This is a genomic window from Aeromonas sp. A600620, assembly GCF_029479985.1.
Taxonomy (GTDB): Bacteria; Pseudomonadota; Gammaproteobacteria; order Enterobacterales; family Aeromonadaceae; genus Aeromonas; species Aeromonas veronii_A.
In genome coordinates, this window is record NZ_JAAKXB010000004.1 from 263,740 (window position 1) to 284,556 (window position 20,817).

The 20,817-nt window shown below is 57.3% G+C and carries 23 protein-coding genes and 2 tRNA genes; 14 read left to right on the plus strand and 11 right to left on the minus strand.

Annotated features, from left to right (window positions below; genetic code table 11):
- Nucleotides 1–31: 31 nt before the first annotated feature.
- On the minus strand, nucleotides 32–235 hold the full coding sequence (locus G5533_RS08010; protein ID WP_005335287.1) for a YheV family putative zinc ribbon protein: 204 nt from the start codon (nucleotides 233–235) through the stop codon (nucleotides 32–34).
- 39 nt (nucleotides 236–274) lie between these two features.
- Between G5533_RS08010 and G5533_RS08015 the strand changes: the two genes are divergently transcribed.
- From G5533_RS08015 to G5533_RS08025, 3 genes are all read left to right on the plus strand, one after another.
- Entirely contained in the window at nucleotides 275–934 is a 660-nt protein-coding gene (locus tag G5533_RS08015; protein ID WP_227342037.1) for a hypothetical protein, read from the plus strand.
- Nucleotides 935–1,087: 153 nt separating this feature from the next.
- A complete protein-coding gene (locus G5533_RS08020; RefSeq protein ID WP_227342036.1) occupies nucleotides 1,088–1,987 on the plus strand; it encodes a chemotaxis protein in 900 nt (299 codons plus the stop codon).
- A gap of 64 nt (nucleotides 1,988–2,051) precedes the next feature.
- Nucleotides 2,052–3,038: a hydrolase gene (locus G5533_RS08025; RefSeq protein ID WP_227342035.1), complete on the plus strand. Its 987-nt coding sequence runs from the start codon at nucleotides 2,052–2,054 to the stop codon at nucleotides 3,036–3,038.
- On the opposite strand, the gene G5533_RS08030 is transcribed toward G5533_RS08025, so the two are convergent.
- Nucleotides 3,017–4,120, minus strand: coding sequence for a GGDEF domain-containing protein (locus G5533_RS08030; RefSeq protein ID WP_337072492.1), 1,104 nt, complete (start codon nucleotides 4,118–4,120; stop codon nucleotides 3,017–3,019). The genes G5533_RS08025 and G5533_RS08030 overlap by 22 nt on opposite strands.
- Before the next feature lie 145 nt (nucleotides 4,121–4,265).
- Between G5533_RS08030 and G5533_RS08035 the strand changes: the two genes are divergently transcribed.
- From G5533_RS08035 to G5533_RS08045, 3 genes are read left to right on the plus strand one after another with little or no spacing between them, the layout of a single operon-like run.
- Nucleotides 4,266–4,490, plus strand: coding sequence for a YheU family protein (locus tag G5533_RS08035; protein ID WP_216952980.1), 225 nt, complete (start codon nucleotides 4,266–4,268; stop codon nucleotides 4,488–4,490).
- 52 nt (nucleotides 4,491–4,542) lie between these two features.
- A complete protein-coding gene (locus G5533_RS08040) occupies nucleotides 4,543–5,412 on the plus strand; it encodes a phosphoribulokinase (RefSeq protein ID WP_157162054.1) in 870 nt (289 codons plus the stop codon).
- A gap of 15 nt (nucleotides 5,413–5,427) precedes the next feature.
- Nucleotides 5,428–5,961: a DUF4136 domain-containing protein gene (locus G5533_RS08045; RefSeq protein ID WP_216952979.1), complete on the plus strand. Its 534-nt coding sequence runs from the start codon at nucleotides 5,428–5,430 to the stop codon at nucleotides 5,959–5,961.
- 148 nt (nucleotides 5,962–6,109) lie between these two features.
- On the opposite strand, the gene G5533_RS08050 is transcribed toward G5533_RS08045, so the two are convergent.
- Both G5533_RS08050 and G5533_RS08055 read right to left on the minus strand, forming a co-directional pair.
- A complete protein-coding gene (locus tag G5533_RS08050; protein ID WP_216952978.1) occupies nucleotides 6,110–6,406 on the minus strand; it encodes an MliC family protein in 297 nt (98 codons plus the stop codon).
- Between the two features lie 97 nt (nucleotides 6,407–6,503).
- A complete protein-coding gene (locus tag G5533_RS08055) occupies nucleotides 6,504–6,908 on the minus strand; it encodes an OsmC family protein (RefSeq protein ID WP_216952977.1) in 405 nt (134 codons plus the stop codon).
- Between the two features lie 300 nt (nucleotides 6,909–7,208).
- On the opposite strand from G5533_RS08055, the gene crp reads away from it, so the two are divergent.
- The 4 genes from crp to G5533_RS08075 all read left to right on the plus strand — a co-directional run bounded on the left by crp (nucleotide 7,209) and on the right by G5533_RS08075 (nucleotide 11,029).
- Entirely contained in the window at nucleotides 7,209–7,847 is a 639-nt protein-coding gene (crp, locus tag G5533_RS08060) for a cAMP-activated global transcriptional regulator CRP (RefSeq protein WP_005335304.1), read from the plus strand.
- A 125-nt stretch (nucleotides 7,848–7,972) separates the two neighbouring features.
- Nucleotides 7,973–8,773 (plus strand): putative RNA methyltransferase, encoded by an 801-nt coding sequence (locus G5533_RS08065; protein WP_441254686.1) that lies wholly within the window; start codon nucleotides 7,973–7,975, stop codon nucleotides 8,771–8,773.
- A 343-nt stretch (nucleotides 8,774–9,116) separates the two neighbouring features.
- Nucleotides 9,117–10,223: a porin gene (locus G5533_RS08070; RefSeq protein ID WP_216952975.1), complete on the plus strand. Its 1,107-nt coding sequence runs from the start codon at nucleotides 9,117–9,119 to the stop codon at nucleotides 10,221–10,223.
- A gap of 176 nt (nucleotides 10,224–10,399) precedes the next feature.
- A complete protein-coding gene (locus G5533_RS08075) occupies nucleotides 10,400–11,029 on the plus strand; it encodes a murein L,D-transpeptidase catalytic domain family protein (protein ID WP_216952974.1) in 630 nt (209 codons plus the stop codon).
- Nucleotides 11,030–11,105: 76 nt separating this feature from the next.
- On the opposite strand, the gene G5533_RS08080 is transcribed toward G5533_RS08075, so the two are convergent.
- Nucleotides 11,106–11,537, minus strand: a complete 432-nt coding sequence (locus G5533_RS08080; protein WP_216952973.1) for a universal stress protein — start codon at nucleotides 11,535–11,537, stop codon at nucleotides 11,106–11,108.
- Between the two features lie 193 nt (nucleotides 11,538–11,730).
- On the opposite strand from G5533_RS08080, the gene G5533_RS08085 reads away from it, so the two are divergent.
- Nucleotides 11,731–12,480 (plus strand): substrate-binding periplasmic protein, encoded by a 750-nt coding sequence (locus tag G5533_RS08085; RefSeq protein WP_216961110.1) that lies wholly within the window; start codon nucleotides 11,731–11,733, stop codon nucleotides 12,478–12,480.
- Nucleotides 12,481–12,498: 18 nt separating this feature from the next.
- On the opposite strand, the gene G5533_RS08090 is transcribed toward G5533_RS08085, so the two are convergent.
- Nucleotides 12,499–12,951, minus strand: coding sequence for an RNA methyltransferase (locus G5533_RS08090; protein WP_216954310.1), 453 nt, complete (start codon nucleotides 12,949–12,951; stop codon nucleotides 12,499–12,501).
- Nucleotides 12,952–13,155: 204 nt separating this feature from the next.
- Here G5533_RS08090 and G5533_RS08095 point away from each other — a divergent pair, with 204 nt between their 5' ends.
- Both G5533_RS08095 and G5533_RS08100 read left to right on the plus strand, forming a co-directional pair.
- Nucleotides 13,156–14,247 (plus strand): PfkB family carbohydrate kinase, encoded by a 1,092-nt coding sequence (locus G5533_RS08095; RefSeq protein ID WP_216961106.1) that lies wholly within the window; start codon nucleotides 13,156–13,158, stop codon nucleotides 14,245–14,247.
- The gene (locus tag G5533_RS08100; RefSeq protein ID WP_216952970.1) at nucleotides 14,241–15,149 is read left to right on the plus strand and encodes a pseudouridine-5'-phosphate glycosidase; all 909 of its coding nucleotides are present in this window, start codon (nucleotides 14,241–14,243) and stop codon (nucleotides 15,147–15,149) included. Before G5533_RS08095 ends, G5533_RS08100 begins: the two co-directional genes overlap by 7 nt.
- 87 nt (nucleotides 15,150–15,236) lie before the next feature.
- On the opposite strand, the gene G5533_RS08105 is transcribed toward G5533_RS08100, so the two are convergent.
- The 4 genes from G5533_RS08105 to G5533_RS08120 form a co-directional block, all read right to left on the minus strand.
- Nucleotides 15,237–15,962: a carbonic anhydrase gene (locus tag G5533_RS08105; RefSeq protein ID WP_216954309.1), complete on the minus strand. Its 726-nt coding sequence runs from the start codon at nucleotides 15,960–15,962 to the stop codon at nucleotides 15,237–15,239.
- Nucleotides 15,963–16,312: 350 nt separating this feature from the next.
- On the minus strand, nucleotides 16,313–17,587 hold the full coding sequence (locus G5533_RS08110) for an alpha/beta hydrolase (RefSeq protein ID WP_421255363.1): 1,275 nt from the start codon (nucleotides 17,585–17,587) through the stop codon (nucleotides 16,313–16,315).
- Between the two features lie 426 nt (nucleotides 17,588–18,013).
- A tRNA-Asn gene (locus G5533_RS08115) sits at nucleotides 18,014–18,089 on the minus strand.
- Between the two features lie 4 nt (nucleotides 18,090–18,093).
- Nucleotides 18,094–18,169 (minus strand) — tRNA-Phe (locus G5533_RS08120).
- Nucleotides 18,170–18,434: 265 nt separating this feature from the next.
- Between G5533_RS08120 and rraB the strand changes: the two genes are divergently transcribed.
- Nucleotides 18,435–18,770, plus strand: a complete 336-nt coding sequence (gene rraB / locus G5533_RS08125; RefSeq protein ID WP_216954308.1) for a ribonuclease E inhibitor RraB — start codon at nucleotides 18,435–18,437, stop codon at nucleotides 18,768–18,770.
- A 56-nt stretch (nucleotides 18,771–18,826) separates the two neighbouring features.
- Here the strand turns inward: rraB and G5533_RS08130 are convergent, their stop codons facing one another.
- Complete coding sequence (locus tag G5533_RS08130; protein WP_421255407.1) at nucleotides 18,827–20,779, minus strand: sensor domain-containing protein; 1,953 nt, start codon at nucleotides 20,777–20,779, stop codon at nucleotides 18,827–18,829.
- Between the last annotated feature and the right edge of the window lie 38 nt (nucleotides 20,780–20,817).

A 20,817-nucleotide genomic window follows, 5' to 3' on the forward strand; every position in this document is an offset into this window, starting at 1 on the left:
GGAGACCCGCACTCCACCCGCCGTTGCCACATCAGGGGCGAAACACCCCGATCACCTCTTCCGCCTCGCGAGTCTGCTTGTCGACCTCGGCAGGCGTTTGTACCTGGGTATCGCCACAGGCGACGCAGGTCACCTTCTCGACTCCATGCTCCAGATACAGCATCATGTTGTCCAACTTGCCGCACGCCGGGCAGACTGCACCGGCAATGAAGCGTTTTTTACGTCTGGTTTCCATATTTGTTACCTCCAGGCAGCATCATATCAGGGTTTTTACATGCATCACGCCATCGAGTATCACCATTTTTCCTGCCAGGGCCTGCACGCCGGCAACCGCAAACGAACTCCGGTCGGGCAGCTGTTGCGGATCACCCGGGGCGCCGCGCTGCTGAGACTGGGCCAACATGAGCTGTTGCTGCCGGCAGGCAGCAGCTTCTGGCTCTGCGCCGATGCCCTTGCGGCCTTCAGCCCCCTCAGCGGTTGCGAGTACGATCAGCTGAGCGTCTCTTTGCGCGTGGCTCAGCCGCAGCAGGCAGGCTGGCTACAAGCCACTCCGCTGCTCGATGCCCTGCTCGACTCTCTGGCCCGGTGGCAACGTCCGAAAGAGTGGCAAGGGGCCTACGGTCAGCGACTGCAGGTGATCCTGGATGAGCTGCAACAGTGCGCCATCAGCCAGCAGGGTTACGGTAAGCTGCAAGCCTGTTGGCAAGCGCTGGCCAATGGCCAGCCGGAGTCTCTGCAACTGTGGGCACAACAAGCCGATGTGCCGGTGGAAGGGAGTGAATTGCAACAACAGTGGCAACTGCTGCAGGCGCTCAGATTGCTCAAGGGCGGCAGCAAACCCGCGCAGGTGGCCAGCAAGCTGGGTTATGCCGATGAGGCCACATTGCAAGCGACCTGCCAGCTGTGGGGTGTTGGCGAAGATGGAGCTCAATAACCGGACACAGGTATGAATGCGCCAACTAAATTGGCTGAACGAGTCCAGTTTTTTGCCAGATGGTCGTTAACAAGGAAGGGCCATCCCCCCCGTAATCCTTTATGCTAAAGGCCTGAAGTGACTGCCAACCTTTCGACCAACAGGACATCTGCCATGACGAGCAAAGCCAATCAATCCCAGGGCATGTTGCTGTTTCACCTTTCAGCCCAGCAATCCTTTGCCATAGGCACCCTCAAGGTAAAGGAGATAGTCCCTTACACCCAGCTGACCGCCATGCCGCACTCGCATCCGACCGTGCTGGGGGCCGCCAATATGCGCGGCGCCACTATTCCGGTGATCGACATGGCGATGGCGGTGGGTTATCGCCCCATCAGCAAGGAGGAGATGCCCCACTGCTTCATCATCATCACCGATTGCCGCCGCACCCTGGTGGGCTTTCTGGTGCGAGGCATCGACAAGATCACCGAGTGCAACTGGCGCGATATCGAGTCACCTCCCGCCGCCCTCGGCCACAATGTGTTTGTGACTGGTGTCACCCGGGTCAATGACCAGCTGATCCAGCTGCTGGATGTGGAGCTGATCCTCTCCCGGGTCTATCCGGACGATCCGAGCCACCTCTATCCGGTGCTGACCGATGTGCAGCGGGAGCGGATCAAGCCGATGCGGATCCTGCTGGTTGATGACTCCTCGGTCGCCCGTCGCCAGCTGATGGCAGCCCTCGATTACATCAATATCCCTTATGAGGTCTGTACCAATGGCAAGGACGCACTGACCCTGATGCAACAACGTGCCAGCCAGCAGACCCCCATCGATATTCTGGTGAGCGATATCGAGATGCCTGGGCTCGATGGCTACGAGCTGGCCTTCGAGGTACAGAGCGACAGCAAACTGGCGGGGGCCTACATCATCCTGCACACCTCCCTCTCCAGCGAGATCAGTGTGGAGCGGGCCCATCAGGTGGGCGCCCATGAGGCGCTGACCAAGTTCGAGGCCAACGAGCTGATCCAGGCCATGTTGCGCGGTGCCGAACATCACGATCGCCTGCTGAAATAAGCCAATGACTGGCGGGAGCTGAACACCTCTCGCCCCTCTATCTTCGACCCAGACCGACGACGCCATGCTGACCGAAAGCCACTTCCACGCCCCCTGGTGGGCCCGCAATCCTCATCTGCAGACCATATTGCCCAAATGGCTGCGCCGGACTCCGGCCCGATTTGTGGCCGAGCGCTTCGAACTGACTGACGGGGATTTTGTCGATCTCGCCTGGAGCGGCGAGATCACGACAGATTCGCGACCACTGGTGGTGGTCTTTCACGGGCTGGAGGGGAGCATTCACTCCCACTATGCCAAGGGATTATTCACCCATCTGCAGCAAGAGGGCAGAGAGGCCGTGCTGATGCACTTTCGTGGCTGCAGCGGCGAGCCCAATCGCCACCTGCATGCCTATCACTCCGGCGCCATCGGTGATGCGCAGGAGCTGATTGCCGAGCTGAGCCAACGCTTCCCGGGCAAACCGCTGATCGCCATCGGCTTTTCACTGGGTGGCAATATGCTGGTCAACTTGCTGGCACGGGCCTGTCCTGCGGCATTGAAAGCGGCAGTGGTAGTCTCAGCCCCGCTGCAACTGGCCAGCTGTGCCGAACGGGTCAATCAGGGTTTCTCAAAGGTCTATCAGAACTATCTGCTGCGTACCATGCGCCGCAATTTGCTCAGCAAGATCAGCCAACAGCAGAAAGCGAGTGAACGCTGGCAGCCCCGGCAAGTGGAGCAGATTGCCACCCTGCGCGATTTTGACGAACTGGTCACCGCTCCGCTGCACGGCTTTCACAGTGCCAGCCACTACTACCAGAGCTGCTCGGGACTACCGCTGCTGGCTCAAATCCCCATCCCGACCCTTATCCTGCACGCCGCCGACGATCCCTTTATGTCACACGCGGTCATTCCCCGGCCGGATCAACTCTCGCCCACGGTGCGCTATGAGCTGAGCCAGCGCGGCGGCCATGTCGGTTTTCTGCACGGCACCCCCTGGCGGCCAAAGTTCTGGTTGGATGAGCGGATCAGTCACTGGATTGCCGAACAGACTCAGGGTGCGGTGCAGAACTGATTGCGACCCCCAGCCTTGGCCATGTAGAGGGCCTGGTCGGCCCGCGCCAGTAGCTGCTCACCACTCTCCCCGCCTTCCAGTGTCGCGATCCCCTGACTGATGGTCACCCGACTGGCAACATCGGATGCCAGATGCTCAAGCTGCAATTCGGCCAGCCCATCCTGCAGCCGCCGCGCTACCGCAGCGGCGCTCTGCCTGTCGGCATCGGGCAGTAGCAACACAAACTCCTCGCCGCCATAACGGGCGGCCAGATCCGCCTCACTGCGCACCGAACGCATCATCAACTGCGCCACCTCCCGCAGGCAGACATCCCCCGCCTGATGGCCATAGTGATCGTTAAAGCGTTTGAAGTAGTCCACATCGATGAGGATAAGGGCAAGCGGGGCGCCGCTCGACTGACTATGGGCTTTGCAGCGTTCGAGCTCCTGACTGAAGTGGCGCCGATTGGCAAGACCAGTCAGTGGATCCTGCTTGGCCAGTGCATCGAGGCGCCGCAACAGGGCCAGATTGTCATGCTCACGCATCACGGCCAATTCAAACCAGCGATGCAGCATCCGGCGACCAACCTCCAGCGCCATTATGGTACATACCACCTCAAGCAGATAAAGCTGCGGAAAATCCACCTCCAGCCACCACAAACGCGCAACGCCAAATAGCAACGGTACACTGAGATAGGCATACAACACGCGTCGGTCGGGATAAAACGCGATCAGCGCAGCCAGTAAATTGAGGCGCATGATCCCGTTGGCATAACTTGCCCCTCCTCGCAGCTCAACTTCACCAATGGTGAAGATATGCAGCGTCCAGACGCCCCCCCAGACCAGCATTACGACCAATGCGCACCATAGCCAGACTCGATCCTGCAGATGATTGCAGAGCAGGGCTGCAACCGGCAGCAGCAGCAGCACGACCATGACAAAGCCCAGCTCACTCTGAAAGCGCCATGGCAGAGTACCGTCACTGGCCAGGCCTGCCTGGCTGTAGACCTGGTAGCGTATCGCCAGAAACAGCACAACCAGCCAGTTCAGCAACCAGAACCAGACCATGCCGCGACTGATGGCCTGGCGACAAGCAAGATCCATGTGAGCCGATATCGTTGAGGGGGCCCGGCGTTGCTCTTCAGACAACATGTCTCACACTCCACGAAACGCGTAAAAAGAGGTTGCACTCATTTTATTGCGCACAACAATAGCTGACGGTTATACCCTTTTGCATCGAGATCCCTTCATGATAATCCCCTGGCAAGCGTTGGATGCCGATACCCTGACCAACCTGATCGAACAGTTTGTGCTGCAAGAAGGCACCGAATATGGCGAGCATGATGTTTCGCTTGAAGCCAAAGTCGCTATGGTAAGGACTCAATTACAGCAAGGCATCGCCGTGATCGTCTATAGCGAGTTGCATGAATCGGTCAATATTGTGCCACGCGATCGTTTCAATGAGCCGTCTTGACCATCTCGGGTTCACGCCCGTATAACGAAACTCCCAAGGAAGAGAGCATTCTATGTCGGCCAAGCATCCCATTATCGCCGTCACCGGGTCGTCCGGTGCCGGTACCTCTACCTCCACCATCGCCTTTCGATCCATGTTCCACCAATTGGGTTATCAGGCAGCCGTGGTGGAAGGTGACAGTTTTCACCGCTACACCCGCCCCGAGATGGATGTGGCAATCCGCAAGGCGCGTGAACAAGGACGCCACATCAGCTATTTTGGCCCCGAGGCCAATGACTTCGGCTTGCTGGAGAGCTTTTTTCAGGGCTATGGCCAGGATGGCACCGGCCAGTATCGCCGCTATCTGCACAGCTTTGACGAGGCGGTCCCCTTCAACCAGATGCCCGGCACCTTCACCCCCTGGCAGCATCTGCCGAGCGACACTGACCTGCTGTTTTATGAAGGGCTGCACGGTGGTGTGGTCACTGAGGATCACAACGTAGCCCGCCACGTGGACTTTCTCATCGGCGTGGTGCCCATCGTCAACCTGGAGTGGATCCAGAAGCTGATCCGCGATACCTCGGAGCGCGGCCACTCCCGTGAGGCCGTAACCGACTCCATAGTCCGCTCCATGGATGATTACATCAACTTCATCACCCCGCAGTTCTCGCGCACCCATATCAACTTCCAACGGGTGCCGACAGTGGACACCTCCAATCCCTTCAGTGCCAAGGTGATCCCGAGTCTGGACGAGAGTATGCTGGTGATCCGGTTTCGCGGCATAAAACAGGTCGATTTTCCCTATCTGTTGTCGATGATCGACGGCTCATTCATGTCACGAATGAATACCATCGTCGTGCCGGGTGGCAAGATGGGGTTTGCCATGGAGTTGATCCTTAAGCCACTCATCCAGCAACTACTTGAAACCGGCAAGATCACTTAAGCCAAGGAGTTCACAATGCGGTTAGCGTTTATCTCTGTGGTATTGGCCGCCCTGCTTGGCGGCTGCAGCAGCGGGCCGACGGCCCCCACGCTGGAGTCCGGCACCATGCTGGTTCGTCCGATTGGCAACTGGACCTATGGCGCAACCCCGCGCTACGCCCTGGCCGAGCAGTATCAATTCGCCGGTGAGCTGGCGGAAGGGTGGCTGGAGCCGATGCAGCAGGCGGTGAGCCGGGAGCTCAATGGCAAGGGGTGGCAGAGTGCGCCGCTCGACGAGGCGGATCTGTGGGTCGCCATAGGCGTCGCGGGCGGCAAGGATATGAGCGATGGCGAGATTTTCGCCCGCCTCGGCATGACGCCCGGGGTCTATGCCTCGGCCAACCAGCGCAAAGGCTCGCTGGCCATAGTGCTGCTCGATCGCAAAACCCAGAAAGCAGTCTGGAGCAGCATCATCCAGCTGACCAGCGATGTAAGCATTGCTGATAGCCAACGTCAGGCGCTCAGCCAGCAGCTCGCTGCCGAACTGCTTCATAGCGTCCCGACCAATTAACAGTTAATGCTGGCTTATTGAAAAGGGATGGATAGAAAAACGGCTTGCCTCCCGGCAAGCCGTTTTTTGTGGTCTCACAGTTTTGTCCCAGTCTGGTCTTGGCCAGACTGGGACACGAAGCTGCACGCCTTCAGATATCTGTGGACACTTATTTGAGCGTACAGGTCAGCAGCGTAACCCCTTTCTGGGTGAGGAGCGCCTGTTTCTCCTGATTCCAGAAGGTGGTCAGGCCGTCAGAATATTTGGCGCCAGACTCTGACTCCACACGCGCCAGTTTGTGGTAAACCCCGGCATAGGGGAACTGCACCATGTCAGCCTGGGCATCATAGGTAATGGCCAGCATCTCTTCGCCACACTGGTATTGGCTGTATTGATACTGGGTAGGTTGCGGGCTGCTGCACGCCGCCAGACCCAACAGGGGAAGCAGAGCGATCAATTTTTTCATTGCACTTTCCTTATGTGATGGCCTTATGTAATGGCCTTGTGCAGAGGCCTCATGTGACGGCCTTATGCCAGGGTACCAACGAAACAATCGTCAGTTATCAAGCTTCAACAATTTGATAACTATGGGTAATTTGTACCGCTTTTTCCAACATCAGGGAAACAGAACAGTATTTTTCCATCGACAGATCGACCGCTCTGGCCACCTGTTTCTCTGCCAATCCCTTGCCTGTCACCACGAAGTGCAGATTAATCTTCTCGAAAACCCGGGGCACGCTATCAACCCGTTCGCCACTGACCTCGACATGACAAGCGGTCACCGACTGGCGCGCTTTTTCTAGGATGGAGACCACATCAATAGAGCTGCAGCCACCGACCGCCAGCAGGATCATCTCCATCGGGCTGGCCCCCTCACCGGGGTTGGCTCCATCCAGGATCACCTTGTGACCGGATTCACTCTCACCCACAAACTTCATCCCTTCCACCCAGCTGACCTTGGCTTTCATCTCGCACTCTCTCCTGTTAATCGTGATGATGGATCCCTAGCATAACCCAGTCGCTTATCTCTGCCGAACAGGGGGAGTTGGGATGGAAATAGATCAAAATCAACATCTCCGACCTCTATCTTCCCTAGAATGGCCGAAGCAGCGCAGCAGGCATTACCCAAAGGGCTCTTGCAAAAGGGCGCAAAGCCTTGTCAGCACAGACAAAGGCTCTTATCCTACTGCGACTAATACAAGGAATGGCAAGATTGGCAGCTTGCCCGGACGCACAAGTCCATAAAAAGACACTACAGAGGAATTCTCATGGTTATTGGCAAACCGCAAAGCGATCCCACCCTGGAATGGTTCTTGTCGCACTGCCACATTCATAAGTATCCCGCGAAGAGCACCCTGATCCATGCGGGTGAAAAAGCGGAGACCCTCTACTACATCGTCAAGGGCACTGTGGCCGTCTTGATCAAGGACGATGAGGGCAAAGAGATGATCCTCTCCTATCTGAACCAGGGTGACTTCCTGGGCGAGATGGGGATGTTCGAGGAGAACGAGAATCCCGAGCGTTCCGCCTGGGTTCGCGCCAAAGGCTCTTGCGAAGTGGCCGAGATCTCTTACAAGAAGTTCCGCCAGCTGATCCAGGTCAACCCGGACATTCTGATGCGTCTCTCTGGCCAGATGGCCAAGCGCCTGCAGCACACCAGCCAGAAAGTGGGTAACCTCGCCTTCCTGGATGTGACCGGCCGGATCGCCCAGACTCTGCTCAACCTGGCCAAGCAGCCAGATGCCATGACCCACCCGGATGGGATGCAGATCAAGATAACCCGTCAGGAGATCGGCCAGATCGTCGGCTGCTCCCGTGAAACCGTGGGCCGCATCCTCAAGATGCTGGAAGAGCAGGAGCTCATCTCTGCTCACGGCAAGACCATTGTGGTATTTGGCACTCGCTGATGACCCGTCCGCAGGGCTGACTGAGGCCTTGGGATAAAAAAGGCTGCTACGGCAGCCTTTTTTGATCCTCTCCCCTATAATCCCGAACGCCCTTCACTGTTCCGGCATTCGCCCAGAGAGTTACTATGCACCTTCAATGTCCCCGTTGCCGCAGTCCGCTCCATCTTCATGAAGCCTCCCAGGGGCGCTATTGCGACAACAAGCATCACTTCGATCCGGCACCGGAAGGTTATCTGGATCTCATCCCCGGCAAGAAAAACCCCAAAGACAGCGACAGCCGTGCCCTGATGCGCGCCAAGCACCATTTCCTGGAAGCCGGCCACCAACTGCCGCTGGTCGAGGCCATGGCCTCCCTGCTCGCTCCCCTTGCCCCACAAGAGCTGGTTCATCTGGGATGTGGTGAAGGCTACTACTGCCGCGCGCTGGCAGAGCGCCTGCCCGGCTGGCAGTTTGCTGGGGTTGATATCGCCAAGAACACCATCTTTGCCGCCAAAAAAGCGCAGCCGGACGGCCAGTTTGTCATTGCCGATCCCGCTCGCGCGCCGTTGCAACCGGGCTCTGCTCAGGTGCTGCTGGTCAACGATCTCAAGGTCAAGACGGAACAGCTGGTCAGCTGGCTGGCCCCCGGTGGCTATCTGCTCTATCTGCAGCCGGGCCCGCGTCATCAGTGGCAACTGCGGGTCAGCCTCAATCCGGTGAGTATGGAACACCCTTTAAGCTGGCCCTCGCTTGCCGGTCTCCGGCTGGTAAGCCAGGAGCGCTGCCAGTTCCCTATCTCTATGGATCAGACCATGCGCGCCTTTATTCTGGAGACAAGCCGTCTCGGCTGGCGCGCCAACGGCGAACAGCGCCATGCCTTTATCCAGCAAGGTCCGGCACAGCAGGAACAGGATTTGCTGATGACACTGTGGCAAAAAGCAAGCTGACCGCCTGACAGGAGCACGGCAAGTGCTCCTGTCCCATTTTCCTCCCGCCACTCTTCTCCCCCTTCGTGATTCGCCTCACAACTTGAGTCATCGACCTTATTGGTCAGGCCAGCTTTAATGTCAAAACAGCCAATAGAGAATAATTCATTGAATTTAATCTCTTTTTAACCTGTCAAAAAACGTCATATCCAGTATCAACAGCGCCCTTCAGCACCAAATTAAACGACGACAGATTCAGGCCCAGTCAAGGTTCAAGCGCCTACCGTGTGGCTATCGGACCCTTTCCGATTTCCATAGAACCGACCACAGGTTCGGAAGTGTTTACATCAGAGGAAATAAGGATATGAAAAAGTCTGCACTGACTATGGCCATCTCCAGCTTGCTGCTGGCCAGTGGCGCCCACGCTGCTACCGTTTACAACCAGAACGACACCAAGCTGGATATCGGTGGCCGTGCCCAGGGTGCCTACTACGGCACTGACAACAACAGCGCCGAAGGAGATCAGAGCTACTTCCGTCTGCACGTTGCTGGCGAGACCAAGATCGCTCCCGAGATGAAGGCATTCGGCTTTGCCGAATACAACCTGCCGACCTCCGGTTCTGACAACGATGAACTGCGTTACGCCTATGCCGGCATCCAGCACGATCGCTTCGGTGCCTTCAGTTATGGCCGTCAGGATGGTCTGTTCACCAAGGCCGTAAACAACTATACCGACGTACTGCCCGAATGGGGTGGTGATGGCCTGGGCAAAGATACCGAAGTATTCGGTACCGGCCGTACCAACGGTCTGGCTCAGTACATCTTCAACTACGAAGGTCTGACTCTGGGTGCCCAGTTCACTGGTAACAATAACCCGCAAAATGCTGGCCGCAGCGCCATTGCCGAGTCCTTCAACGGTAACCTCTACAACGGTGAGAGCTGGAACAGCACTGGTTCCAAAGAGGGCTTTGCCTTCTCTGCCAACTATGACTTCGATATGGGTCTGAGCCTGGGCGCTGCATACAACCAGGCTGGCAAAACTGCCGAACAGGCCCGCTACGCAGCCTTTGGCGGCGAGAAAGATGCCAAGCTGATGGGCTTCGGTGCCAAATATGCTGCAGGCGACCTCTATCTGGCGGCAACCTATTCCCACGGTGAGAACCACCTGTTCGTCAACAACGGCTACGCCGAGAAGATGGATGGTTACGAAGCCGTTGCCCAGTACACCATCGGCAAGTTCAAGCCTTCTCTGGCTTACCTGCGCACTGACGTCAAAGATACTGCCCACGGCATTGACGACACCTACACCGAGTACGTATCCATCGGTGCCTGGTACAACTTTACCGAGAACTTCAACGCCTACGTTGACTACAAGCTGAACCTGCTTGACTCTGTTGATGGCAAGTCCACCAACTCTCTGGGCAAGAACACCGACGACGTTGTTGCTGTCGCCCTGCAGTACAACTTCTAAAAGGTTGACTGTCGGTTATACCCTGTGAAACCAATGTCTACTGTTTGAATTTCTTCCGGCCGCTCTGCGGCCGGTTTTTTATTGCGCGTTTTCAGCACCTTGCATATAACTATCGAGCGGATAGCTGTAATTTCAGCCCGTTGGACAAGCAAGGATGCGCAAAGAGGGGAGCAGGGATGACAGAGTTACTCGGAAAACGGTGGGGGCCACTGTGGCCAGTGTTACTGTTGCTGGTGAGCATCGGCTGGAGCGGGAATAGCGCCGCCAGTAGTGAGCGCAACCTCTATCAGCAGCTTGGGCTGGCCGGCAAACTCGACAGACAAACCTTTCAAAAAGCCCTTGTCAGCTATCAAAGCGTACGCAGCAAGCAAAAATCCATCCTGACCATCATTGATTACAGCAAGCCTTCGACTCAGCGCAGGCTGTTCGTCATCGACATGAAACGTCACAAACTGCTTTATCACACCTGGGTAAGCCATGGCCGCAACTCAGGTGAACTAGCCGCAGAGCGCTTTTCCAACCAGCTCAACTCCCGACAAAGCTCCCTCGGCGTCTATCGTACCGCAGAAACCTACTTGGGCAAGCATGGCTACTCCCTGCGGCTGGATGGGCTCAGCCCCGGCAAAAACTGCAATGCCCGCAAACGTGCCATCGTGGTGCATGGCGCCGCCTATGCCAGCCCAAACCATCTGCGCAAATATGACAAACTGGGCCGCAGCTGGGGCTGTCCCGCCCTGCCAAAGGAACAAGCCAGGGCCATCATAGATACCATAAAAGGGGGCAGTGTCATCTACGCCCACGGCTAGCGGGCACAACACCATAAAACACAAGGCCAGCAATCGCTGGCCTTGTTTGTCACGCTCTCATACTAAACGGGACGAGTTATTGGCGCACCACCAGGACCGGGCACGGAGCATGACGCACCACGGATTCGGCAACGCTGCCTACCAGCAGATGGCTGATGCCGGAGCGGCCGTGACTCCCCATAACGATCAGTTCAACCTCGTCTTCCTTGGCCTGGATAATGATTTCATCCGCTGCCCTACCAAAGCGAATATCAAACGTTGCCGGAATAGGCAGGGTGGCAATCAGCTCTTTGAGTTGGGCTCTGGCCTGACGCTCCATTTCGTGAGTGATCTCAACGGCTGTCATATGAAGAATTTTGTAACTGTCAAAGCCGTGCAGTTGGTCTACGACATGGATCAGCTTGAGCTGGGCCTCATGGCTCTGCGCCATGAATACGGCATAGTCGAGTACCGCCCGGGACATTTGGGAAAAATCGACAGGACAAAGCAGAGTTTTGATCGATGGCATAATGCAGTCTCCTCTACTGATTGGGGTACTATTGAATCTTGAGTTCATCATAACCATCAGATTGAAAATAACTCTCGACCCTGTCGCAAAATGAACATCAGGGATTTTTTCTGTACGCCGTCGCCATCAATGCCATGGTATAAAGTAGGGTATCAGTGTTTTTTCCTCTGCCCCAGCGAGGCCAGCTCTGACCATGCTACGCATCTGTCTGTTGCTCTGTTGTCTGTTCACTGCGGCGAATTGCCGGGCAGAGTCTATTGACGTTTATTGCGATGATTGGCCCGGTTTTTGTCAAAAGGATGGCAAAGGCCTCTATCTGGATCTGGTGCGAGCCATCTACCAGCCTCACGGCTATCAGGTAACCCCCCATATTGTGCCCTATAAGCGCGCTCTCGCTGTCATTGCAAAAAAAGGGGGAGATATCGCCATGGGGGTATATCGCGATGAAGTATCCGGCGTCCAGCAATCTCGCTATCCGGCATCAGCGGATGACCTGACCGTGTTCATGCTCAAGAAATGGCAACCCCAGTGGCAAGGGGAGAAAAGTCTGGAAGGGCAAACCGTGATATGGCGGCGGGGCTGGGCATTCGACAAGTACATTGCGGTCACCATGCAGTGGCATGAAATTGACAGCGATGAGCTGGCCCTGCAACTGCTTGGTAAAGAGCGATATCGCTTTTACCTCACTGCCGGCGTGCTCTATGTGGATGAGGCTATCCCTCCCGAGCTGCATCGCGTCTTCCTGCGCTGGATCCCGACCTATCCCATTTTTGCCGATACCCAGCAAGGCAACCGGATGTTACAGCTCTGGGATAAGGGAATGGTTGAGTTGATCCGCAGCGGGGGTCTGGCAGAGATCTATAAGCACTATCAACTCTATGACTACTATCAGGGTTTTATCGAAGAACTGGAACAGAAAGTGGCTGCCAGTCCTGCAGACTGAATGATAACGTTGCGCTAATTACTCTCCCCTCATTCCCTTGGCCAAGCGGTCGTAGAGGATCACATTGACCGAGGCCGCCAGATTCATACAGCCACTGGTCGGCACATAAACCACATCTTTCACCGCGCCATAGAGGGCAGGATCGAGCGTACCATCCTCCGGCCCGAAGATATAAAAAGCGCGTTCCGGATGGACATAGTCGGGGAGCGGTGTAGCGCCGTCGATCAGATCGACCACCACGGGCACGCATCCCTGCGGGATAAACGCCATCAGATCATCCACCCCGAGCAGCGGGATCTTCTCCACCATCTGCTTGGTATCAGTGGCAAAGCGGCGCGCCAGCTCGAAGCGGTTGCCGGTGTAGTAGACCTCGTCCACCCCGTAACAACCCGCAGCCCGCATCACGGAACCGACATTTTCCGGGGACTTGGGATTGACCAACCCCACGCAGCAGAATGCACTCTTTTCCATCATCTCTCCTCATCTTGCGACGGCCATTATAAGCCGTTGCAGGGCCACCGACCCGTTAAAAGTCCCCTCCCCGGCTAAACCGCTTGCCAACCCAGCTTTGAATGTCGATTTTTTGTGCGCAAGCCGACAAATTTTGTACAAGCCGATAGCCAGCAAACGTTTCCCAGCAATAATGGACAAACGTTTGTAAATGGATGTTTGTCTATGACTGAGCGTGAACAAGAGATCCTAGCCCTGCTGCGTCAGGATCCCATGATTGCCCAGCAGGATCTGGCCGATCGCCTCGGCATCAGCCGCTCCGCGCTGGCCAGCCACATCTCCAGCCTGATCCGGCAGGGATATGTGCAAGGCAGAGGTTATGTACTGCGAGAAGGCCCCTACGTAGTGGTGATCGGCGGTGCCAATATGGATATTTGTGGCACCAGCCATGACAACCTGCTGCTCGGCGACTCCAACCCGGGCAAGGTGCGCACCTCGGCAGGTGGTGTTGGCCGCAATATCGCCGAGAATCTGGCGCGGCTCGGCAGCGACACCCGGCTGCTTACAGCGGTCGGCAACGACCAGTATGGTCATCATCTGCTGGAGGTAAGCCAGCGGGCCGGCGTCGATGTGCGCCAGACCCTGGTGCTCGATGGCCACACTACCTCTTGCTACCTCAGCCTGCATGATGGCAGCGGCGAAATGAGCTGCGCCATCAACGACATGGCCATCATAGAGCAGCTCACCCCTGCCCGCCTGACCCCGCTCGGTGGCTTTCTCGGCGGTGCCCGGCTTTGGGTGCTCGACACCAATCTGGCCATCCACACCCTCGACTGGCTGTTCGAGCGGCAGGGAGAGCACGCCATCTTTGTCGATACCGTTTCGGTGGCCAAGGTGGAGAAGATCCGCCCCTGGCTCGGCAAGATCCACACCCTCAAACCCAATCGCAGTGAAGCCGAGCAGTTGTGCGGCATGACCATCGCCGGGCCCGAAACCTGGCCCATGGTGGCCGCCTGGTTCCACCGCGCCGGGGTCAAGCGACTGTTCCTCAGTCTGGGTGAACAGGGGATCTTTTACAGCGATGGCGAGCAACAGGGCCACCTGCCTGTGCTGGGTAGTCCGGTGCTCAACGTCACCGGCGGCGGGGATGCCTTTATGGCTGGCCTCGCCCACGCCTGGCTGCAAGAGCTCGACATTGCCCAAACCACCCGCTTTGCCTTGGGCTGCGCCGCCCTCACCGTCAATTGTTCCGATACCGTTTTTTCCGGTCTGAGCAAGACCGCCGTTGACCGCATACTGGAGGAGTACTCATGCTGAACGCTTACCTCGATATCCAACCGGAAGTGGCTGCCGCGCTAGCTGCTGGCAAACCGGTGGTTGCCCTCGAATCCACCATCATCTCCCACGGCATGCCCTATCCGCAGAACGTGGAGACGGCCCGTCAGGTGGAGCAGGTGGTGCGCGATAACGGATCCATTCCAGCCACCATCGCCATCCTCGATGGCCGCCTCAAGGTGGGACTGGATGCCGGTGCGCTGGAGGCCCTCGGTCGGGCTGGCCATGCGGTTACCAAGTGCAGCCGCCGCGACATTCCGTTCGTGCTGGCACGCAAGGGGATGGGGGCCACCACGGTCGCCTCCACCATGATCATCGCCGCCATGGCGGGGATCCGGGTCTTTGCCACCGGCGGGATCGGCGGGGTACATCGCGGTGCGCAGGAGACCTTCGATATCTCAGCCGACCTGCAGGAGCTGGCACAAACGCCGGTGGCCGTAGTCTGCGCCGGAGCCAAGTCGATACTCGATATCGGGCTGACCCTGGAGTATCTGGAGACCCAGGGCGTACCGGTGATCGGCTATCAAACCGAGGAGCTGCCAGCCTTCTACACCCGCGAGAGCGGCTTCAAGGTCGATTATCGCCTCGATACCCCGGCGGCCATCGCCGAGGCGCTGCGCCTCAAGTGGGAGCTGGGACTGGCGGGCGGCGCCGTGGTGGCCAACCCCATCCCGACCGCACACGCCATGCCGAAAGCTGATATCGACGCAGCCATTGCCCAAGCGCTGCGTGAAGCGGATGAGCAGGGGATCAAGGGCAAGGCGTCAACCCCCTTCCTGCTGGCCCGCGTCTGCGAGCTGACCGGCGGCAACTCACTGGCGGCCAACATTCAGCTGGTACTGAACAACGCGGCGCTTGGCGCCCGCATCGCCGCCGCGCTTTAATTGCACACCGATACCTCGCCATGTAAAAGAGGGCCTCGCGGCCCTCTTTGTTGTTTTTGCTATCTGCAGCGCTATTGCAACGCTGTGTTATTGCAGTACCACGCGCCCATTGAGGGGCTGCACCGGTCGGTTGTTGGGGTGGTGCATCACCGCCTTGAAGGCGTCGATCTGGGCCTGACTGACCTCAACCGGCTGCTTCATCACCAGCCAGCGCACCCCTTCCGAGCAGGGAGGCGTTGTAAGGGAACCGCTGAAGCGATAGTAGTCATGGCTTTCCGGCAGCAGTTGCTCAGCAGAGAGCGGCGCCTTGAGGGCCTGGATCTCCCCCACCTTGGCAGGTAATGCACTCCAAGCTGCCGCCAGCGCAGGATTGGCCTTGCCAGCCTCGAACATCACCGCCACCACGGCGATCTCTTCCTTGTCACTGACGTGCACCAGATGCCCTTCCAGCGGATAGGATTTGCCCTCGATGAGGTTTTCACTCGGGGCGTGGAAGTGGAACTGCTTGAGCTCAAACCTGGTGCCATCGAGTTGCAAAATGCTGCCCGGGGCATAACCGACCTGCACGGTATGACCATTGTTGACCACTGTGTTGCCACCCGCCTGATAGTGGAGTACCAGCGGGGCCAGTTTGGCCTCGACCAATCCGTTCAGGTCAACCGGCGACTGATTGCTACCCGCACACTGGCCAAACTCAGGGGTCAGCTTGGCCCAGTGGGTAGGCCCCGCCTCACCGCTATATTCCCAATGGGGGGTGGCAGCAAACACGACAGGGCACAGCAACAGGGAGCAGGCCAACAGAGACTTTCTCATCATACATCCTTATCTTGATTGAAAAGCACGACCATCCCCTACCCCGGATTGCGGGGCATGCAGAGATGGCATATCTGATACGCGGGATACAGAGCGGTAGAGCGACTTTCTAATGGTAACGAGCACGAGTTGGTCAATCGGTTTGACCGCGGCTCAATACAGAGTCGTTTGGCAAGTATATGGTGAGGGATCGGCAGAAACAGTGAAAGAGGGGGAAATTAATCAGCCGGCTATCCACTCATCGTCTGGCAGGCGCGGGGCAAGGTTCAGGGCGTCACGCTTTCATAACAACCATCCATAACAATCATCGCGGGAGTCCGGACTCCCGCGATGATTGCCGATAACGACAATTAACGGTCGCGATTCAACGCGATCAGACGATCAAGAATCTCTTCACCATCGGCGCGCAAACCGTTGTGCTCATATTCATTGGTGATCCAGGCACGACTGTTGCCAAGGCCACGCAGAGTTTCGCGACTGTAGTCAAACTCCACATACATATCCTCGGGATAGACGGCGCAGGCTACCGGCACCTTGTTGCGGGCAAGCTGTGCCGAGTCATAGAGCGCCCCCCAGTCAGCCTTGTTGGCCAACTGATGGGCAGCCTCTTTCAGGGGCAGCAACTCGCGGAACTGCTCGAACATCCAGGGGTAAACCATCTCGCCGGTGAAGGCGAAATCCTTGCCGGGTGCCCAGTTCACCGCCGGGAATTCCCCCCTGACCCGGGCGGCGGCCCAGCGAGTCGCCTCCCCTTCGGCATAGATAGCTTCGTGCAAGATGGCAAACAGCGGGTTGGTATTGAATGGCTGCATGCTCTGCACCTGATAGAGAAAGGCCGGGCTCAGCTTGTCACCGATAAAGGCCTCCTCCAGCAGGTAATAAAGCTCCTCAAAGGCACCCGTAGCGCCGAGATCCAGCCCTTGCTGCTGGAACTGCTCCACCGTCAGGCGCTGGCCGTTGGGCAGTCGCACATCGTGCTGGTGCAGATGGTTGGCCAGCCGGTTGGCAATCCCCTGAGCGTGGGGGAAGCGGGCGAAGAAGGCGCGGTTCTTGTCGGCCACCCGCTGGTAGGTGGCGCGGTAAACCTCCTCGGCACTGCGGCCGATCGGCGCGATACCGCCGGTGATATAGACCTCCCGCAGACTGTCAGGGAAAAACGAGAGATAGGTCAGGCAGCAAAAGCCGCCAAAGCTTTGCCCCAGCAGGCTCCAGCGATGCTTGGGGCTGAGCTCCTGCCGGATGAACTCGGCATCTTGCACTATGCTGTCGGCGCGAAAATGGCTGAGATACTCCGCCTGCTCGGTCGGTGTCATTTTGGCCAGAATATGCCCATGGATGGGGCTCGACATCCCGGTGCCACGCTGATCCAGCAGCAGCACTCTGAACTCCTGCAACGCCCGCTTGAGCCAACCACTGTTAGCCGTCGGGCGCGGCGCCCCGAATCCCGGCCCACCTTGCAAAAACAGCAGCCAGGGCAACTTCTCATCGAGTTTGTCTTTGCAGCAGAGGGTGCGGGCAAACAGGGTAATGCTGTCACCATCCGGCTCCTCATGATCGAGGGGAACGGTAAAAAAGTGCGGCTCGCAATGAATGCCGTCCAGTACATAGCTCAAGGGGCTGTTCATCTGGGATCTCTCCGTCAGGATGGGAACATCATTGACCCCATCATATCCTCGCCCAGCCACAGGGTCACTCCGGTTTTCCAAAATGTTAACAATGGCTTAAAGGTCGAAACATCACCAGACAAGCAGCTCTTCAACGGTGCTGAATTAATTGTTTTGCGGGGGAGATTGACGCCATGGCGCCATTCAACAAAGATGGCTCGCCTGCACAGGAGTGCAGCCATTCAGGCCGACAAAATAGATAAGGGAATGTGATGAAACCGAAGTGGATCAGGGCCAGAAAAAGAGAGAAGAAGCCATGCCCTGGCAGCATGCTGCAGACCGGAATGCTGCTGTTCAGTGCCACCTGTAGCGCGACGCTCTTTTTGGCAGCATGCAACAGCAACTAGAAATGAAAAAGCCCGCTCAATTGAGCGGGCTTTTCGAATTTGGCTCCTCCTACTGGACTTGAACCAGTGACATACGGATTAACAGTCCGCCGTTCTACCGACTGAACTAAGGAGGAATTGTGGTGCCCAGAGACGGAATCGAACCGCCGACACGGGGATTTTCAATCCCCTGCTCTACCGACTGAGCTATCTGGGCAACGGCGCGCATTAAACCCTTTCCAGCGCAGAGTGTCAACCATGATGGCACGATAAAAAGCACGTTCGCTCAACAACTGAACGCAATGAACGGTTATTAGCCGTTTCGGAGCAGAAATCTGCCTAACCGTGACCCGTCTCATATATGAATGATCACCAAACCGCGGGAAATCACGGCCTCTATAGCTTTGCCACATTGAGCCGAATCCACTCTGCGAGTATGCTTTGCCGCAATGATACCACCTGGAGGCAACATGAGTCTGAATATGCAAGAGTGGCGTGAAGAGACCACCGAGATCGTCAACGAACTGCTGGCCGATGGCAGCAATCCCGATGCGGATTACGACATCGAGCACCACTTCGCCTGCCAGGATTTCGACCGTCTGGAAAAAGCAGCGGTTGACCTGTTCAAGGCCGGTTTTGAAGTGACCGATGCCGAAGAGATGGAACTGGATGACGGCGCAACCATCTTCTGCTTCGATGCCACCATCGAGTGCAAGCTGGATGTCGAAGCCATCGTTGCCGATATCGAAAAGATGCTGCCCATCCTGGAAAAATACGGGGTGGACTACGATGGCTGGGGCACCTACTTTCAGGATTGATCCCTGCCACAAACAGAGAGGCCACCTGCGGGTGGCCTCTCTGTTATTGCAGACTGTCACAAATAACTGGCGGCAAACTGCTCGGGCGGCAACGGGGGGCTGAACAGATAACCCTGTAGCCGATCACACCCCGCCTGGGTCAGCCACAACTGTTGCTCGACGGTTTCCACCCCTTCTGCAGTAATGCAGATCCCCAGCTCATGGCCAAGTCCGATGACCGATCTCACGATGGCGGTGGTGGCACTGTTGCTGACCAACCCCTGGGTGAAGCTGCGATCCAGCTTGAGCGTGGCGACCTTGAGCCTTGGCAGATAGGCCAGCGAGCAATACCCGGTACCGAAATCATCGATGGCCAGTTGAAAACCGGCGGCGATCAGGTTATCCAGGTTGGTCTCGATCTCATCGGCATTCTCCATCAAGACTCCTTCAGTGATCTCCAGCTCCAGCTGGCCTGCATTCAGACCATGACGGGCAATGCAGCCCTGCACCTGCTTGCAGAGCGCCGGATCACGAAACTGCAACGGCGAAAGGTTGATGGAGAGTACCATATCCGGCTGATCGGTTTGCCACTGGGCCAACTGAGCACACCCCAACTCCAGCATCAGTTGACCAAGTTGGCCGATGATCCCCATCTCTTCGGCCAGTGGAATAAATTCTTCCGGCGAGATCATGCCAAGTTCAGGATGCGGCCAGCGGCAAAGCAATTCTGCACCACAAAGCTGATGGGTTGTGCTGCTGATAATGGGTTGGTAGACGGCAACCAGCTGGGATGACTTGATGGCGAGCGGTAACTGGGCGGCGATCAGTTGACGCCGCTTGAGCCGGGCGTGCAGCGCCGGATCAAACAGAGTGCAGTACTGCTGCTGCCGCTTGCCCTGCGCCAGCGCCGCTTCAGCATGGCTGAGCAACCGCTCGGCATCGCTTGCCCGCCCCTGAGCCAGCCCCAGAAACACCGGGATCTGGATACGATGCTCTTCCACCTGATAGTACTCCATCAACTGCTGCTGCAGATGCTGGTTCCACTCCTGCAACGGCTCGTTGAAATCGGGGAGTAACAGACAGAAGTCATCGGCAGCCACCCGGCAGAGCAAGGTTCGCGGCGGAACCAATTGCTGTAGTCGCTTGGCCACCTGGCTCAGCAGGCGATCAGCAATCCGGATCCCGAAGCGATCGTTAACCTCACGAAAGTGGTGCAGATCGACCAGCACCAGTGTGGCGCTGCGGCCCCCCAAATGGCGGCTGGTCTGCAAGAAACGGGAGAGTTTGAGCAGCCCGGTGAGGCTGTCGTAGTGCTGCTCCTGCTGCAACTGTGCCTGAGTGGTGCGCAAGCCAGTGATATCGCGCCCCAGCGTCAGGATCCCGAGGGAGTGACCATCCCCATCGGGGACATCGACCCGGGTGATCTCCATGTGCCGTCCCTGCCCTCTGGCATCCAGCAGACAACATTCGCCGTGGCCCATCCCTTGGGGTGCCGCCAGCCGGAACGGCAGCTGCTGACCCAGCACCTCATTCGCCCCCTGACCAATAAAGTCGAGAAACGCCTGGTTGCACTCCAGCAACACACCGTTGTGATCATCGAAACGGATCAGGTCAGGGATGGCATCGAGCAGAAAACGCTGCAACACCTGCTGTTTTTTGACCGTCTGTTCCAGGTGCTTGCGCTGGGCAATCTCGTTGACCATTCCGAATACGGCATATGGCTCACCCTGAGCCGTGTAAAGCGGGATCTTGTGCACCTCCATCCAGCAGGTCTCACCACCCCGATTACAGTGCAACTGTTGATGAAGCAAGGGAACGCCCCCCGTCAGCAACTGCGCGTCCTCGGTACGAAATACATCGCCCCATGGCATCTCTGCATCACTCTTGCCGACCACCTCGGCGGGTGAACCCAGCTTGGCCTCAATGGCAAATTCACGATTGGCAAACAGGTAGCGACCATGCCTATCACGACAGAAGATACTCATTGGCAACTGGTCGATGATCTGCTGAAGCAGATCCGGGGTAAGCATGTTGGTCACAGGGGCGCTTATGGAGGAATTTCGAGCAA

Excerpts from the sequence above, each read along its gene's own strand:
- G5533_RS08010 (WP_005335287.1), bottom strand. The coding sequence starts at position 235 with ATGGAAACCAGACGTAAAAAACGCTTCATTGCCGGTGCAGTCTGCCCG.
- G5533_RS08015 (WP_227342037.1), top strand. The coding sequence starts at position 275 with ATGCATCACGCCATCGAGTATCACCATTTTTCCTGCCAGGGCCTGCAC.
- G5533_RS08020 (WP_227342036.1), top strand. The coding sequence starts at position 1,088 with ATGACGAGCAAAGCCAATCAATCCCAGGGCATGTTGCTGTTTCACCTT.
- G5533_RS08025 (WP_227342035.1), top strand. The coding sequence starts at position 2,052 with ATGCTGACCGAAAGCCACTTCCACGCCCCCTGGTGGGCCCGCAATCCT.
- G5533_RS08030 (WP_337072492.1), bottom strand. The coding sequence starts at position 4,120 with ATGGATCTTGCTTGTCGCCAGGCCATCAGTCGCGGCATGGTCTGGTTC.
- G5533_RS08035 (WP_216952980.1), top strand. The coding sequence starts at position 4,266 with ATGATAATCCCCTGGCAAGCGTTGGATGCCGATACCCTGACCAACCTG.
- G5533_RS08040 (WP_157162054.1), top strand. The coding sequence starts at position 4,543 with ATGTCGGCCAAGCATCCCATTATCGCCGTCACCGGGTCGTCCGGTGCC.
- G5533_RS08045 (WP_216952979.1), top strand. The coding sequence starts at position 5,428 with ATGCGGTTAGCGTTTATCTCTGTGGTATTGGCCGCCCTGCTTGGCGGC.
- G5533_RS08050 (WP_216952978.1), bottom strand. The coding sequence starts at position 6,406 with ATGAAAAAATTGATCGCTCTGCTTCCCCTGTTGGGTCTGGCGGCGTGC.
- G5533_RS08055 (WP_216952977.1), bottom strand. The coding sequence starts at position 6,908 with ATGAAAGCCAAGGTCAGCTGGGTGGAAGGGATGAAGTTTGTGGGTGAG.
- crp (WP_005335304.1), top strand. The coding sequence starts at position 7,209 with ATGGTTATTGGCAAACCGCAAAGCGATCCCACCCTGGAATGGTTCTTG.
- G5533_RS08065 (WP_441254686.1), top strand. The coding sequence starts at position 7,973 with ATGCACCTTCAATGTCCCCGTTGCCGCAGTCCGCTCCATCTTCATGAA.
- G5533_RS08070 (WP_216952975.1), top strand. The coding sequence starts at position 9,117 with ATGAAAAAGTCTGCACTGACTATGGCCATCTCCAGCTTGCTGCTGGCC.
- G5533_RS08075 (WP_216952974.1), top strand. The coding sequence starts at position 10,400 with ATGACAGAGTTACTCGGAAAACGGTGGGGGCCACTGTGGCCAGTGTTA.
- G5533_RS08080 (WP_216952973.1), bottom strand. The coding sequence starts at position 11,537 with ATGCCATCGATCAAAACTCTGCTTTGTCCTGTCGATTTTTCCCAAATG.
- G5533_RS08085 (WP_216961110.1), top strand. The coding sequence starts at position 11,731 with ATGCTACGCATCTGTCTGTTGCTCTGTTGTCTGTTCACTGCGGCGAAT.
- G5533_RS08090 (WP_216954310.1), bottom strand. The coding sequence starts at position 12,951 with ATGGAAAAGAGTGCATTCTGCTGCGTGGGGTTGGTCAATCCCAAGTCC.
- G5533_RS08095 (WP_216961106.1), top strand. The coding sequence starts at position 13,156 with ATGACTGAGCGTGAACAAGAGATCCTAGCCCTGCTGCGTCAGGATCCC.
- G5533_RS08100 (WP_216952970.1), top strand. The coding sequence starts at position 14,241 with ATGCTGAACGCTTACCTCGATATCCAACCGGAAGTGGCTGCCGCGCTA.
- G5533_RS08105 (WP_216954309.1), bottom strand. The coding sequence starts at position 15,962 with ATGAGAAAGTCTCTGTTGGCCTGCTCCCTGTTGCTGTGCCCTGTCGTG.
- G5533_RS08110 (WP_421255363.1), bottom strand. The coding sequence starts at position 17,587 with ATGAACAGCCCCTTGAGCTATGTACTGGACGGCATTCATTGCGAGCCG.
- rraB (WP_216954308.1), top strand. The coding sequence starts at position 18,435 with ATGCAAGAGTGGCGTGAAGAGACCACCGAGATCGTCAACGAACTGCTG.
- G5533_RS08130 (WP_421255407.1), bottom strand. The coding sequence starts at position 20,779 with ATGCTTACCCCGGATCTGCTTCAGCAGATCATCGACCAGTTGCCAATG.